The 13,767-nt window shown below is 69.6% G+C and carries 12 protein-coding genes; 6 read left to right on the top strand and 6 right to left on the bottom strand.

Annotation, left to right across the window (positions count from 1 at the left end):
- Positions 1-2 precede the first annotated feature (2 nt).
- From AC4NMM_RS00985 to AC4NMM_RS00995, 3 genes are read left to right on the top strand one after another with little or no spacing between them, the layout of a single operon-like run.
- Positions 3-1,187 (top strand): ABC transporter permease, encoded by a 1,185-nt coding sequence (locus tag AC4NMM_RS00985; protein ID WP_096393584.1) that lies wholly within the window; start codon positions 3-5, stop codon positions 1,185-1,187.
- Positions 1,187-2,251 (top strand): ABC transporter ATP-binding protein, encoded by a 1,065-nt coding sequence (locus AC4NMM_RS00990; protein WP_096393583.1) that lies wholly within the window; start codon positions 1,187-1,189, stop codon positions 2,249-2,251. The genes AC4NMM_RS00985 and AC4NMM_RS00990 overlap by 1 nt, the downstream gene beginning before the upstream one ends.
- A complete protein-coding gene (locus tag AC4NMM_RS00995) occupies positions 2,244-3,578 on the top strand; it encodes an ABC transporter ATP-binding protein (RefSeq protein ID WP_096393582.1) in 1,335 nt (444 codons plus the stop codon). Before AC4NMM_RS00990 ends, AC4NMM_RS00995 begins: the two co-directional genes overlap by 8 nt.
- Before the next feature lie 24 nt (positions 3,579-3,602).
- Here AC4NMM_RS00995 and AC4NMM_RS01000 read toward each other — a convergent pair whose 3' ends face one another.
- From AC4NMM_RS01000 to tpiA, 5 genes are all read right to left on the bottom strand, one after another.
- Complete coding sequence (locus AC4NMM_RS01000) at positions 3,603-4,355, bottom strand: hypothetical protein (protein WP_491923310.1); 753 nt, start codon at positions 4,353-4,355, stop codon at positions 3,603-3,605.
- Between the two features lie 123 nt (positions 4,356-4,478).
- On the bottom strand, positions 4,479-4,799 hold the full coding sequence (locus AC4NMM_RS01005; protein WP_096393580.1) for a cupin domain-containing protein: 321 nt from the start codon (positions 4,797-4,799) through the stop codon (positions 4,479-4,481).
- 86 nt (positions 4,800-4,885) lie between these two features.
- Complete coding sequence (gene dnaJ, locus AC4NMM_RS01010; protein WP_491923311.1) at positions 4,886-6,064, bottom strand: molecular chaperone DnaJ; 1,179 nt, start codon at positions 6,062-6,064, stop codon at positions 4,886-4,888.
- Between the two features lie 82 nt (positions 6,065-6,146).
- Positions 6,147-8,078: a molecular chaperone DnaK gene (dnaK, locus tag AC4NMM_RS01015; protein WP_172863928.1), complete on the bottom strand. Its 1,932-nt coding sequence runs from the start codon at positions 8,076-8,078 to the stop codon at positions 6,147-6,149.
- Positions 8,079-8,312: 234 nt separating this feature from the next.
- Entirely contained in the window at positions 8,313-8,957 is a 645-nt protein-coding gene (gene tpiA, locus AC4NMM_RS01020) for a triose-phosphate isomerase (protein WP_096393577.1), read from the bottom strand.
- 143 nt (positions 8,958-9,100) lie between these two features.
- Between tpiA and AC4NMM_RS01025 the strand changes: the two genes are divergently transcribed.
- Positions 9,101-9,880 carry a DICT sensory domain-containing protein gene (locus tag AC4NMM_RS01025; protein WP_096393576.1) on the top strand — a complete coding sequence of 260 codons (780 nt, stop codon included), beginning with the start codon at positions 9,101-9,103 and terminating at the stop codon, positions 9,878-9,880.
- Positions 9,881-9,958: 78 nt separating this feature from the next.
- On the opposite strand, the gene AC4NMM_RS01030 is transcribed toward AC4NMM_RS01025, so the two are convergent.
- Entirely contained in the window at positions 9,959-10,495 is a 537-nt protein-coding gene (locus tag AC4NMM_RS01030; RefSeq protein WP_096393575.1) for a multiprotein bridging factor aMBF1, read from the bottom strand.
- 144 nt (positions 10,496-10,639) lie between these two features.
- On the opposite strand from AC4NMM_RS01030, the gene aroA reads away from it, so the two are divergent.
- Positions 10,640-12,025, top strand: a complete 1,386-nt coding sequence (aroA, locus tag AC4NMM_RS01035) for a 3-phosphoshikimate 1-carboxyvinyltransferase (RefSeq protein WP_491923312.1) — start codon at positions 10,640-10,642, stop codon at positions 12,023-12,025.
- Between the two features lie 527 nt (positions 12,026-12,552).
- Positions 12,553-13,737 (top strand): ArsA family ATPase, encoded by a 1,185-nt coding sequence (locus tag AC4NMM_RS01040; RefSeq protein ID WP_491923313.1) that lies wholly within the window; start codon positions 12,553-12,555, stop codon positions 13,735-13,737.
- Positions 13,738-13,767: the final 30 nt, after the last annotated feature.

Consider the following 13,767-nt stretch of genomic DNA (forward strand, 5'->3'; position numbering starts at 1 on the left):
CAATGGCAACTGAGAAATCCGAACGATTCGATCAAGTCGACTGGAACGAGCTCTCGCGGTCGGGGCGGTTCGACCTGTCCGTCAACTCGCTCGGGATGCTGCTGACGACGATCCCGCTCGCGCTGCTCGGCGTGTACGACTGGCGGTTCCTCGGTCAGCGGACCCCGACGTTCGAGTTTATCGGTCTCGACAGGACCCTTGAGACGATCGACTTCTTCTTCATCTTCACGCTGTTCCTGGCGTTCTGGTACCTCGTCTTACCGCTGTACCAGAACCCGCGGATGACGCGGTACTACTGGAAGGAGTTCAAGCGCAACCGGCCGGCGATCGTGAGCCTCGGCTGGCTCGGGATCGTGTTCGTCGGCGGGCTCGTCGGGCCGCTGATCCTGAACGCGCCACAACAGGACCTGCTCATCGCCTACCAGCCGCCGGTGTTCACGTCCGTCGTGGACACGACGCCGGCGACCTGCGTCGGAGAGACGATGAACGGCCGGTGTTTCGGCACCTGGCAACACCCGCTCGGAACCACGGGGGGCGGAAAAGACGTGTTCACGATGATCGTCTACGGGATGACGATCAGCATGCAGATCGGGTTCATCACGACGACCATCGTCGCCACCATCGGCATCTCGTTCGGCACGCTGAGCGCGTACGCCGGCGGGTGGGTGGACGAGATCATGATGCGGTTCGTCGACATCATCCTCTCGTTCCCGACGTTCCTGATGTTCCTGCTCATCCTGTACATCTACGGCGCGGGACTGGGCATGTTCATCGTGGTGTTCTCGCTGTTCGCCTGGGGCGGCACCGCCCGGTACATCCGGAGCAAGTCGCTGTCCATCTCCGAAGAGGAGTTCATCAAGGCGAGCCGCATCAGCGGCGCGAGCACGTATCAGGTGATCCGGGGACACGTCGTGCCCAACGCGGCGAGCAGCATCATCACCAATCTCACGCTGCTCATCCCCGGTTTCCTGCTCGCGGAGGCGCAGCTCGCGTTCCTCGGGGTCGGTGACTCGACGGTTCCCTCCTGGGGACAGCTCATCGCCGCCGGCCGGAGCGACCTCTCGTTCGCACCGTGGATCGTGTTAGCGCCCGGTATCGTGCTGTTCCTAACTATCCTCGCGTTCAACTTCCTCGGTGACGCGCTGTTGGACGCGTTGAACCCCGAAGCTGAGGCGGAGAACGCATAATGTCCGGAAACCAACGACTACTCGAGGTCGAAGACCTCACGACGACGTTCAGTACCGACAACGGAACGCTCACCGCGGTCGACGGGATCGACTTCAATGTCGACACCGGCGAGACCGTCTGTATCGTCGGCGAGTCGGGCTCCGGGAAGACGGTCGCGACGGAGTCGATCACCGGGATCATCAACACGCCGCCGGGTGAGATCGAGGGGACGGTCCGGTACAAGGGGCGCGACCTGCTGTCGCTCCCCGAGTCGGAGCTCCGGGAGATCCGCGGCAACGAGATCGCGCACATCTTCCAGAACCCGCAGGAGGCGATGAACCACTGCTACACCGTCGGGTGGCAGATCACCGAGGCGCTCCAGATTCACCAGGACGTCTCCGACGAGGAGGCCCGCGCGAAGGCGGTCGACCTCATGGACCGCGTCGGGATCGCGAACGCGAGTTCGCGGTTCGACGACTACCCGCACGAGTTCTCCGGCGGCCAGAAGCAGCGCGTGATGATCGCGATGGCGCTCGTCGGCGACCCCGACCTGCTCATCGCCGACGAGCCCACGACGGCGCTCGACGTGACGGTTCAAGCGCAGATCCTGAAGCTCCTCAACGACCTCCAAGAGGAGTTCGAGATGGGAATCCTGTTCGTCACGCACGACCTCGGCGTCGTCGCGGAGATCGCCGACCGGATCGTCGTGATGTACGCCGGCAAGGTGATGGAGCGAGGCGGCGTCCTCGACATCTTCGACCACCCCGCGCACCCGTACACCCAACAGCTGTTGGAGTGCCTCCCGGAGTTCGGCGGGAGCGGGGGCGGGATACCGGGAACGCTTCCGGACCCGCACAACCCGCCGGACGGCTGCCGGTTCGCGCCTCGTTGCGAGTACGCAGAAGAGGCGTGTCGCACCGGCGATCAGCCGGAGGAGATCGAGGTCGCACCCGACCAACACGTCTCCTGTGTCCACTACGGGCCGGGCGGCAACCCCTCGATCGTCAGAAGCGAGGGGCTCGGGCCCGGCGACGAGCCCGGCGCGGCCGACGGCGACAGCGAGGTGGGTCCCGCCGATGACTGAGCCGTTGCTTTCGGTCCGCGACCTGAAGAAGCACTACCCGATCCGGAAGGGGATCTTCAACCGGAAGGTCGGCGCCGCGCGCGCCGTCGACGGGATCAGCTTCGACATCGCGGAGGGCGAGACGCTGGGACTCGTCGGCGAGTCCGGCTGCGGGAAGTCCACCGCGGCGAGCTCCGTCATCCACCTCGAGGAGCCGACCTCGGGCGAGGTCATTTTCAACGGGAACGGTCGCGAGGGCGCGACGCGCAACCCCGACGGCACTCACCCCAACGACGTGACGAAGTTCGACGACGACGAGATGATGGAGTTCCGACGGGGCGCCCAGATGATCTTCCAGGACCCGTCTTCGAGCTTCGACCCGCGGGTGTCGGTGGGGAACGCGGTCGGCGAACTGCTCAAGGTCCACGGGATGAGCGACCGCCACCGGCGCCGCGCGATCGTCGAGGACCTGCTCGAACGCGTGGGGCTCTCGGCCAGCGACTTCGACCGGTACCCCCACGAGTTCTCCGGCGGGCAGAAACAGCGGATCGCGCTCGCCCGGGCGCTCGTGTTGAACCCGGACCTCATCATCGCCGACGAGCCGGTGAGCGCCCTCGACGTCTCCATCCAGGCGGAGATCCTCTCGCTGATCAACGACCTCCAAGACGAGTTCGGGCTGTCGCTGCTGTTCATCAGTCACGACATGTCCGTCATCCGCCAGATCTGCGACCGCGTGGCCGTGATGTACCTCGGCGAGATCGTCGAGGTCGGGCCGGTCGAGGAGATATTCACCAACCCGCAACACCCGTACACGGAGGCGCTGCTGTCGTCGATTCCGACGCCGGACCCGCGCGCGAGCGTCGGCGGCATCGAACTGAAGGGGACCGTCCCCAGCCCGACGAACCCGCCGAGCGGCTGCCGGTTCCACACGCGGTGTCACAAGGTGATCCAGCCGGACGGCGTCGACATCGACCAGGAAGACTGGCGCGGCCTGTTGAACTTCCGCGATAAGGTCAACACCGGCGAGATCGACGTCGAAGGGGTTCGCGAGAACGTCGCCGCCAGCGGGACCGAGCCGACGGACGCCGAGATACAGACGGAGATCCGGCGGGAGTTCGACATCGGCGAGACGGTCGACGACCCCGAACTCGAACGGACGCTCTCGGAGGCGCTCGACCTGCTCATCGATGGCGACGAGGAGCGGGCGGGAAGCATTCTGTCGGACGCGATCACGACACCGTGCGCCGAGACCGTGCCCGAACGCACGGCCCACACGGCCGACCACGAGTCCGCCTGCCTCCTCCACGAGGAGCGGACGCCCGCGGAGCCGAACCCAGCGGACGACTGATCCGGGCGCGATCCGGACCGGAGTTTACTCGGCCGCCGACCCGATCGACGCCGGATCGACCCGGCGCGGTTCGGGGACGTCGACGCCCGCCGGAGCCGCCGCCACGTCCCCGCGTGGGTCGTCGGCCGACTCGCCGTCGCCGCTCGGCGGCGCGAGCACTGCCGTCGCACCGACCGAGAGCGGTGCGACGAGCCCGGCCGCGAGCGCCGGCGAGTCGGAGAAGGGGCGGCGGAGGACGACCCGCGTCTCCTCGTCCATCGCGCCGGCCTCGAAGGCGGCCGCGGCGATCGAACACAGGTCGCGGTGGCTGACCGTCCGACCGGCCCCGACGATCGCGGCGTCGTCCGGTTCCACGTCGCTCGGCGGCATCCCGGGGTTCTCGCTCCACAGCTCCTGCTCCCAGTGCGTGGTCTCGGGCCGCTCCGGCGGCCCGCCGAACGCGGCGAGGTTCGTGCCCGGCGCCGGATCGAGGGCAGCGGCGGTCGCGACCGGCGCGATCACGACCCGGTCGCCGGCCTCGATTCCCGCCGCCGGGTCGAACCGGACCGGCGCGCCGACGGCGGCCGCGCCGAGGAACGCGAGCGTCGTGTGAAAGCCCGGCGTCGGGTCGACGGCGACCGTCGCGCCCCTGCGGACGCCGAGGTACCGGAGCACGTTCGCCGCCTTGTAGCCGTTCGTGATCAGGTCGTGGTGGGTCCGCTCTCGACCGTCCGCCGTGACGAGCGCCGTATCGCGGGTGCGCCGGTCGCGCGCGAGCAGGTCCCCGACGAGTTCCATACGCTGTTCTCGGGGCGCGTGAGCCTTAACGCTGCGGCGTCGACGAGAAGCGTCCCCGACCGCACCGGGCCGAGTCGCGACCGGCGTCAGGGTGCGCCGGCGATGACTATCATCGAGCCGGCGTCAGGGTGCGCCGGCGATGACCATCTTCGAGCCGTCGGCCGAGAAGGTGAGGTCGCGGGTGGATCCGGGGTCGACGCGGACCGCGTCACCGGGATCGAGGTCGAGGGCATCCCCGTCGACGGTGAGCGTCGCCTCGCCGCCGAGCAGCACGTACACCTCCTCGTGGTCGCCGTCGGCGTGATCGTGTTCCATCCCCTCCCAGCCGTCGTCGGCCTCGACGACGGTCACGCCGAGGTGCTCGCAGTCGAGCGCGTCACGGAGGAAGTACATGCCGGGCGCGCGCGGTTCGACGTCGTCGTAGGCCGTCGTGTCGTAGCCCATGCGTCGGTGATGGACCCGGAAGACGGAAAAGCTACGGGCAGCGGAAGTCGAGGCTGCTCCGAGTTCCGGACCGGAAACGCACCCGCTCAGAAGGAGCTCTTCAGCTTCTCGAAGAAGCCGCCGCCGACGTCGATGTCCTCGCCGCCGGCCTCGGCGAACGCCTCCAGCGCCTCGCGCTGTTCCTCGTTGAGCGACTCGGGAACGACGACCCCGACCTGGACGTAGAGGTCGCCGCGGCCGCGGCGACGGAGCCGCGGCATCCCCTTCCCCTGAAGCCGGAACGTCTCGCCGCTCTGGGTGCCGGCGGGGACGTCCATCTCGACGCTGCCGTCGACCGTCTCCACCTCGACGGTGTCGCCGAAGACCGCCTGCGGGAAGGAGACCGCCTCGTTGACGCGGAGGTCGTCGCCGTCGCGCTCGAACCGGTCGCCGGTGTCGACGTCGACCTCGATGAGCAGGTCGCCCTTCGGGCCGCCGTTCTCGCCGGGCGCGCCCTCGCGCTCCATCCGGAGGCTCTGCCCCGAACGGATGCCGGCCGGGATCTCGACGGAGAGCGTCGCCTCCTCGCGGACGACGCCGTCGCCGCCGCAGTCGGCGCAGTCCTCGCTGTACAGCTCTCCCTCGCCCTCGCAGCGAGGGCACGTCGACGTCTGCTGGACGCGCCCGAGCGGCGTCTGCTGGACCTGCTGGACCTGTCCGCGACCGTTACACTGCGGGCACGTCTCCACGTCCGCGTCCGGGGGATGCCCCGCGCCGTCGCAGGTGGCGCAGGTGGTCGGCCGCGTGAGCGTGACCTCCTTGGTCGCGCCCTCGAACGCCGCTTCGAGATCGATCGTCAGCCCCGTCTTGAGGTCGCGGCCCTGGCGCGGCCGGTTGCCGCCGCCACCGCCGCCGCCGCGACCGCCACCGCCGCCGAAGAACTGGTTGAAGATGTCCTCGAACCCTCCCGCGCCGCCCGCGCCGCCCGCGCCCCCGAAGGGGCCGCCGGGGCCGCCGGGGCCGCCGGGGCCGCCGCCACCGCCGGTCGCACCGCGCTTGTCGGCCTCGGTGAACCGGTCGTGGCCCATCTGGTCGTACTGCTGGCGCTTCTGCTCGTCGGTGAGAACCTCCTTGGCCTTCTGGATCTTCTTGAACCGCTCCTCGGCGTTCTCGTCGTCGCTGACGTCGGGGTGGTGTTTCGCGGCCTGCTTGCGGTACGCCTTCTGTATCTCCTCCTCGCTGGCGTCCCGCGACACGCCGAGGACGTCGTAGAAATCTTCGCTCATGCGTTGCGTTCGTTGAGTGGTGTTGATCGACGGGTCGATTTAAGCGGCGGGGTCGAGGCGTCGAAGGCCGGGTCGGCGAGGGTTACTCCTCGTCGTCGTCGTCCACGTCCTCGAAGTCGGCGTCGACGTACTCCTCGTCGTCCGCGTCGGCGCCGGGACCGGCACCGCCGGGGCCCGCCGCGCCGCCCGGACCGCCGGCACCGCCCATGCCGCCCATACCGCCGGGACCGGCGCCGCCGGCGCCGCCCGGACCGGCCTGCGCGGCCTGGCCCTCGTACATCTGCTTGCCGATCTCTTGGAGCTCCTCGGTGAGCGCCTCGGTGGCGGACTCGATCTCGTCGGTGTCGGCGTCCTCGTCTTCGAGCACGTCCTCGACGTCCTCGATGGCCGCCTCGATGTCGGCGACGAGCTCGTCGTCGTCGAGCTCTTCCTCGTTCTCCTCGAGCAGGGTCTCGGCGCGCTGGATCGTCGTCTCGGCCTCGTTGCGGGCCTCGATCCGCTCGCGGCGGGCCTCGTCCTCCTCCTTGTGTTTCTCGGCTTCCTCCTGCATCTGGTCGATCTCCTCGTCGGAGAGGCCGACGCCCCCCTCGATGGTGATCGACTCGGCGTTGCCCGAGCCCTGGTCTTCGGCCTCGACGTTGACGATGCCGTTCTCGTCGATGTTGAACGAGACCTCGATCTGCGGGGTTCCGGCGGGCGCCGGCGGGATGCCGGAGAGCTGGAACGCGCCGAGCAGCTCGTTCTCCTCGGCGATCTCGCGTTCGCCCTGGAAGACGCGGACGTTGACGGAGGTCTGGTTGTCCGCGGCCGTGGTGAACACCTTCGACTCCTCTGTGGGGATCGTGGTGTTCTTCTCGATGAGCCGCTCGAAGAGGCCGCCCTTCACCTCGATCCCCAGCGAGAGCGGGGTGACGTCCAGCAGCACGATGTCGTCGACGTCGCCGGAGAGCACGCCGCCCTGGACCGCCGCGCCGAGCGCGACCGCCTCGTCGGGGTTGACGTTCTTCTTCGGCTCCTGCCCGACGAGCTCCTCGACCTGCTCTTGGACCTGCGGCATCCGGGTGGAGCCGCCGACGAGGATGACCTCGTCGATGTCGGACTTCGAGTAGTCGGCGTCGGAGAGCGCCTGCTCCGTCGGCTCGACGGTGCGCTCGATGAGGTCCGACGTGAGGTTCTCGAACGTCGCGCGGGTGACTGACTGTTCGAGGTGGACCGGCCCGCTGTCGGTCGCGGTGACGAAGGGGAGGTTGACCGTGGTCTCCTTCTTGTTCGACAGCTCGATCTTCGCCTCCTCGGCGGCGTCCTTCAGCCGCTGGAGCGCCTGCCGGTCGTCGCGGAGGTCGATCCCATGGTCGTTCTGGAACTCGTCGGCGAGGTGGTCGATGAGCGCCTCGTCCCAGTCGTCGCCGCCGAGGTCGTTGTCCCCGTTCGTGGCGACGACCTCGTAGACGCCGCCGCCCAGGTCGAGGACCGACACGTCGAACGTCCCGCCCCCGAGGTCGTACACAAGGACCGTCTGGTCGGACTCGTCGTCCAGGCCGTACGCCATGGAGGCCGCGGTCGGCTCGTTGACGATGCGTTCGACCTCGAAGCCGGCGATCTCGCCGGCGTCTTTGGTCGCCTGCCGCTGCTTGTCGTTGAAGTACGCGGGGACGGTGATCACCGCCTTCTCGACGTCGTCGCCGAGGTACTCCTCGGCGTCGCGTTTGATCTTCTGGAGGATCATCGCCGAGACCTGCTCCGGCGTGTACTCCTCGTCGCCGATCTCGACGGTGTAGCCGTCCTCGCCCATGTGCCGCTTGATCGACTGGATCGTGCGGTCGGGGTTCTGGACGGCCTGGTTCTTCGCCGGCTTGCCGACGAGGCGCTCGCCGTCGTCGGCGAAGGCGACGACCGACGGAGTGGTTCGGTCGCCCTCGGCGTTGGCGATGATCTCGGGCTCGTCGCCCTCCATCACCGCGAACGCGGAGTTGGTGGTACCGAGGTCGATACCGAGAATCTTGTTGCTCGCCATCTTGCTCATAGGTAGCGGCTTGTTTCGGTTAAAGGTTACTAGATGCTGCCATTCGCCGGAACGAGAGAACCCGCCGCTGTCGTGCGATTTCTCGATCGTGTGAGTCGCTCACATCGGTGTCTTTATACAGATCCGCAAACGCAGCGCCCCTCGGAATCGGTCGCGGAGGGTTCTGGAGTGCGGGCGCGGACGTACTTCGCCGAAGTCGTGTCGCTGAGGCCCCGGACAGCAGATTCAGATCCCGCTCACGAGGTCCTCGAGCACGGCCTCGGGGTCGTCCGCCTTCGCGACGCCGGAGGCCAGCAGGACGCCGGCGGCGCCGAGTTCGCCGGCGGTCGACACGTCCTCGCCGGTCGAGACGCCGGCGCCGCAGAACACGTCGACCGCGGGGTCGACGGCCTCGGCGGCCGCGACCGCGTCCTCGACGATCCCCGGGTCCGCGGTCGCGACGGAGATGTCACCGCCGATGAGTTCGGGAGGCTCGACGGCGACCGCGTCGGGGCCGAGCGCGGCGGCGGCGCCGACCTGCGCGGGGTTGTTCGCGCAGACGATCGTCTCCAGGTTCGCGCGCTCGGCGGCGCGCACGGAGCCGTCGACGTCGGCGAGCTTCAGCCGGTTCTCCGAGTGGTTGATCAGCGTGCCCTCGGCGCCGTTGTCGGCGACGGCCTCGGCCAAGGTTGAGCCGGTGTGCGAGCCGTGCGCGTTCGGCGAGACGTGCTGGGCCCACGTCTCGACGCCGGTGTCTGCGACGCGGGCGACGTCGGCCGCCTGCGGCGAGACGGCGATCCGCGCGCCGGACGCCTCGGCGACGTCGCGGGCCGCGGTCGCTACCTCGATCGGGTCGCACGGGTACGCCTTGAGGTTCACCAGGATGAACATACGCCCACTCGGGTGGCGCGGCGCAAATAGGTTCGTGCTTCGCGCTCGCTCGGCACGTCCCCCGGTACCGGTTCCGGAGGGTCCTTCTCGGTCCCGAGAGCAGAAACGACCTTATACCCCGATGCTGTGGGTCCGGGCAAGGGATGTCCCTCATCGAGCTCATCGCTGGCGTGGAGGCGCACGAGGCCACGCTAACCGTGTTCAACGCCGACCCGGCGGTGACGGACGAACTCCGGGAGCACTTCGCCGACCGCAACGTCCGGATCGTCGACGACCAGACCGCCTCCGGGCCAGAGGAGTTCGCCGTGCTGGCGCGGGACGGAGAGTTCGTCACGGCCGCGACCGTCGACGACCTGTTGTCGCGGCCCGGCGGGGACGGATCGGAGGACACGAGGGGCGGGGGCGACGCTCCGGGAGTCGCGGGCGGAGGCGGGGACCGCGTCGGGCGGCCGGTGTTGGACCACCTCGACGAGACGATGTTCACCTCCTACTCGCGCGAGGACATGGTCGCCGCGTCGCGGGAGATCGAGGACCGCGCCTGGCGGGTCGGCGACGGGGCGCTCCACGCGGGGTTCCAGACGCTCGACGTGCTCACCGGCGAGGCGGACACCTACGACCTGCTCGGCGAGAAGGAGCGGCTCGACGTCCACGCGTACGCCGCCGACGAGGGGGAGGCGCCCGACGTCGAACACTACACGGTCCACGTCGGCGAGACCGCAGAGATCCGCGAGACGTGGTTCGTCGCGTACGACGGCGGCGGCTACGAGGACGCGAAGTGCGCGCTGCTCGCCGAGGAGCGCGCGCCCGGCGAGTTCTACGGGTTCTGGAGCTACGACCCCGAGACGGTCGACTACATCATCGACTACCTCACCGAGCGGTACGGGGGGTCGGAGCAGACGGACGAGGGCGGCGCGACGGCGTGACCGCCGCGAACGTCCGCCGATCCGCTCGTCGGAACTCGGCGGTACGTCGGAAAGAGAGCGCGGGCGACGGCCCGGTGGCTAATCCTTCCGCTTGACGACGTCGCCGAGCGTCATCGTGCCCGCGTCGTTCGTCTCCCAGTCGGCGTCGTCGGACGACTGCCCCTCGACTAAGGAGATGTCGAGCGCGCGTTCGAGCTTGCGCTGGACCTCGTCGGTCGGGAGCGTGTCGCTGCGTTCGAGCTTCCGGATGAGACTCGCCTTCTCGTTGAGCTGGTCGGCCAGCTCCTCCTGGCTCACGCCACGCGACTCCCGCGCCTCGCGGATCCGCTCGTCGTAGTCGGTGGCGATCTCGTCCATGTCGTCGAACATGTCGCGGGGGCGGGTCGACCCGCCGGAGCTCCCGGACCCGCTCGACGAGCCGGACGAGCCGGACGACGAGGACGACTTCCCGGTGCTGGAGCTGGTGGAGTACTTGCCGCCGCCGGAGCTCGTCGACTCGTCGCGGACCTCGGTGCCGAAGTCCGTACACGAGCTACAGAGCTCCAGTTCGGCGCCTTCGACCTTCGTCGTCGTCAGCGAGGCCTCCTCGGCGCCGCACATCTCACACTGGGGCATACGCGACGCTAGCGCTCCCGATGGTATAAAGGGTGTGCCGCGGCGCCGCGGTGGGGGTCCGGGACGCGTCGCCCGCTGAGCCGTCCCGGCCGCAATCGTGCCGCGGTCGGTACCGACTTGTCGCCCCGGCCGGCAGAGTGGGGTATGGACGTTCACGTCACGCGCTCGGAGCTCCGAGGCACCGCCCGCGCGCCGCCGTCGAAGAGCTACACTCACCGCGCGCTGCTCGCGGCCGGCTACAGCGACGGCGCGACCGTCGAGTCGCCGCTGGTCTCCGCCGACACGCGGGCGACCGCCCGCGCGGTGACCGCGTTCGGCGGGTCGGTCGCGCCGGCCGGGAGCGAGCGCGGCGGCGACGGCGCGGCCGAGATCCCGAGCGACGCCGACGCGCTCGCGGTCGAGGGGTTCGACGGCCGCCCCGAAGTGCCCGACGACGTGATCGACTGCGCGAACTCGGGGACGACGATGCGGCTCGTCACCGCCGCGGCCGCGCTCGCGGACGGCACGACCGTCCTCACCGGCGACGGCTCTCTCCGATCGCGGCCGCAGGGCCCGCTCCTCGACGCGCTCGCCGACCTCGGCGTGCGCGCGGAGTCGACCCGCGGCAACGGACAGGCGCCGCTCGTCGTTACCGGCCCGCTCGAAGGCGGCGCGGTCGCCATCCCTGGCGACGTCTCCTCGCAGTACGTCACCGCGCTGCTGATGGCCGGCGCGGTCACCGACGAGGGGGTCGAGGTCGAGCTCACGACCGAGCTCAAGTCGGCGCCGTACGTCGACATCACGCTCGAACTGCTCGCCGACTTCGGCGTCGAGGCGACGCCGATAGACGAGGCCGGCGATTCCCTCGACGGCGCCGCGGGCGCCGCGGGTTTCTCGGTCCCGGGCGGGCAGACCTACGAGCCCGCGGGCGGCAGCTACGCCGTGCCGGGCGACTTCTCGTCCATCTCGTACCTGCTCGCCGCTGGCGCGGTCGCGGCCGCGCCCGACGAGCCGCTCCGGATCGCGGGCGCGCGGCCGAGCGCACAGGGCGACGCCGCCATCGTCGATATCGTCGAAGAGATGGGCGCGCCCGTCGACTGGGACCGCGAGGCCGGCGAGATAGCGGTCGAGCGTGCCGACCTCTCCGGCGTGACCGTCGACGTGGGCGACACGCCGGACCTGCTCCCGACGATCGCCGCGCTCGGCGCGGTCGCGGACGGCGACACGCGGATCGAGAACTGCGAGCACGTCCGCTACAAGGAGACCGACCGCGTCTCGGCGATGGCCGAGGAGCTCGGAAAGATGGGCGCGGAGACCACGGAAGAACCCGACGCCCTCACGGTCCACGGCTCGGAGAGCGATCTCAAGGGAGCCACCGTCGACGGCCGCGCCGACCACCGGATCGCGATGGCGCTGTCCGTCGCCGCGCTCGCCGTCGAGGGCACGACGACCGTCCGCGGCGCCGAACACGTCGACGTCTCGTTCCCCGGCTTCTTCGACGCGATGGCCGACCTCGGGATGGACGTCGAGCGCGACGGTGCGATCGAATAATCCTTTATAAATAAACGGCGGTGCGGCGGCGCGTGCCTGCGAGCGGCCGCCCCCGGCGGCCGCGAGGAGCACGCGCGAGGGAGTCGGTCGCCCGGAGCAACGCGGAGGGCGACCGACGAGGCTGGGGAGGCGTGAGGCGCGGTTGCTGTGCGGTGCGGGGCGGGACTCAAAGGGGCAGTCGCGAGGGCGGCGCAGGCGACGTAAGCACCGCAGGAACGAGCGAAGCGAGTGACGAGGAGCGCAGCGAGCGTGCGCCGCCCTCGCGACTGGGGCTTTGGAGGTGTTCGCTGTCGATCCGTACTCGACCATTTATAAATTGGTTGCTAGGGATTTGGCAGTGTTCTCTGCCGATCCGCGATCGACTATTTATAAGTGAGAGACTGAGCCTCTGGGAGCGCTCGCCGTCGCTCCGTACTCAACTATTTATAAATAATTGAATGGTTATTCGAGTGAGTTCGCCGCGGAAACGACGTCGATAGCTTATCGGGACCGACGGGTACACAAGCCCGCCGGAACGACACGCTACCATGGACGACATCGACGTCGAACCCGTCGACCGGGTCGACGAGCCCGAAGACGAGACCGCCGTCGAGCCGGCGGAAGACGACGAATCCCTCGCTGTCGACGAGGACCTCGCCGACCTCCCGGCGGGCGTCGACGCGCCCGACTACGTGCTGTACGGCGGGAAGGGCGGCGTCGGGAAGACGACGATGGCGGCCGCGACGGGGCTCGCCTCGGCCGCGGGCGGCGTCCGCACGCTCGTCGTCTCCACGGACCCGGCGCACTCGCTGTCCGACACCTATGAAACCGACATCCCCGCCGAGCCGGCGCGCATCCGCGAGGACGTGCCCCTCTACGCCGCCGAGATAGACCCCGACGCCGCGATGGACGAGGGGATGTTCGGCGCCGACGGCGACCCCCTCGGCGGGCTCGGGGAGATGGGCGACGCGATGGGCGGGATGGGCGGCGACGGGCCGATGGGCGGCGCGGGCGGCGCCGACGCCGGGGCGGCGGGCGAGGGCGGCGAGGGGCTCGGCGGCCTGCTCGGCGGGACGATGCCGGGCGCGGACGAGGCCGCGGCGATGCGCCAGCTGCTGGAGTACCTCGACGACCCCCGGTTCGACCGCGTCGTCGTCGACACCGCGCCGACCGGCCACACCCTCCGGCTGCTCCAGCTGCCGGAGATCATGGACTCGATGCTCGGCCGCGTGATGAAGCTCCGCCAGCGCTTCTCCGGCATGATGGACGGGATCAAGGGGATGTTCGGCGGGGGCGACGACGAGCCCAACCCCTCGGCCGACCTGGAGGAGCTCCGCGAGCGCATCGAACGCCTGCGGGCCGTCCTGCGCGACCCCGCGAAGACCGACTTCCGCGTCGTGATGATCCCCGAGGAGATGAGCGTCGTCGAGTCCGAGCGGCTTGTCGCCCGACTCGACGAGTTCGGGATTCCGGTGAACACGCTGATTGTCAACCGCGTGATGGAGGGCGTCGGCGACGTGACCGGCGGGGACAGCGGGATCGACCCCGACTGGGTCGTCGAGCCGAACCCCGACACCTGCGAGTTCTGCGCGCGACGCTGGGAGGTCCAACAGAACGCGCTCCGCGAGGCCACCGACCTGTTCCGCGGGCGCGACGTGAAACGAGTTCCCCTCCTCGCGAACGAGGTGCGCGGCGAGGCCGCGCTGCGGGTCGTGGCGGCCTGTCTGAACTGAGGGACCGGGGCGGCTTGGCCCGGCCCACTC

The sequence above is a fragment of the Halorubrum sp. SD41 genome, assembly GCF_058630335.1.

Excerpts from the sequence above, each read along its gene's own strand:
- aroA (WP_491923312.1), top strand. The coding sequence starts at position 10,640 with ATGGACGTTCACGTCACGCGCTCGGAGCTCCGAGGCACCGCCCGCGCG.
- dnaJ (WP_491923311.1), bottom strand. The coding sequence starts at position 6,064 with ATGAGCGAAGATTTCTACGACGTCCTCGGCGTGTCGCGGGACGCCAGC.
- AC4NMM_RS01040 (WP_491923313.1), top strand. The coding sequence starts at position 12,553 with ATGGACGACATCGACGTCGAACCCGTCGACCGGGTCGACGAGCCCGAA.
- tpiA (WP_096393577.1), bottom strand. The coding sequence starts at position 8,957 with ATGTTCATCCTGGTGAACCTCAAGGCGTACCCGTGCGACCCGATCGAG.
- AC4NMM_RS01000 (WP_491923310.1), bottom strand. The coding sequence starts at position 4,355 with ATGGAACTCGTCGGGGACCTGCTCGCGCGCGACCGGCGCACCCGCGAT.
- AC4NMM_RS01005 (WP_096393580.1), bottom strand. The coding sequence starts at position 4,799 with ATGGGCTACGACACGACGGCCTACGACGACGTCGAACCGCGCGCGCCC.
- AC4NMM_RS01025 (WP_096393576.1), top strand. The coding sequence starts at position 9,101 with ATGTCCCTCATCGAGCTCATCGCTGGCGTGGAGGCGCACGAGGCCACG.
- AC4NMM_RS00985 (WP_096393584.1), top strand. The coding sequence starts at position 3 with ATGGCAACTGAGAAATCCGAACGATTCGATCAAGTCGACTGGAACGAG.
- dnaK (WP_172863928.1), bottom strand. The coding sequence starts at position 8,078 with ATGGCGAGCAACAAGATTCTCGGTATCGACCTCGGTACCACCAACTCC.
- AC4NMM_RS00990 (WP_096393583.1), top strand. The coding sequence starts at position 1,187 with ATGTCCGGAAACCAACGACTACTCGAGGTCGAAGACCTCACGACGACG.
- AC4NMM_RS01030 (WP_096393575.1), bottom strand. The coding sequence starts at position 10,495 with ATGCCCCAGTGTGAGATGTGCGGCGCCGAGGAGGCCTCGCTGACGACG.
- AC4NMM_RS00995 (WP_096393582.1), top strand. The coding sequence starts at position 2,244 with ATGACTGAGCCGTTGCTTTCGGTCCGCGACCTGAAGAAGCACTACCCG.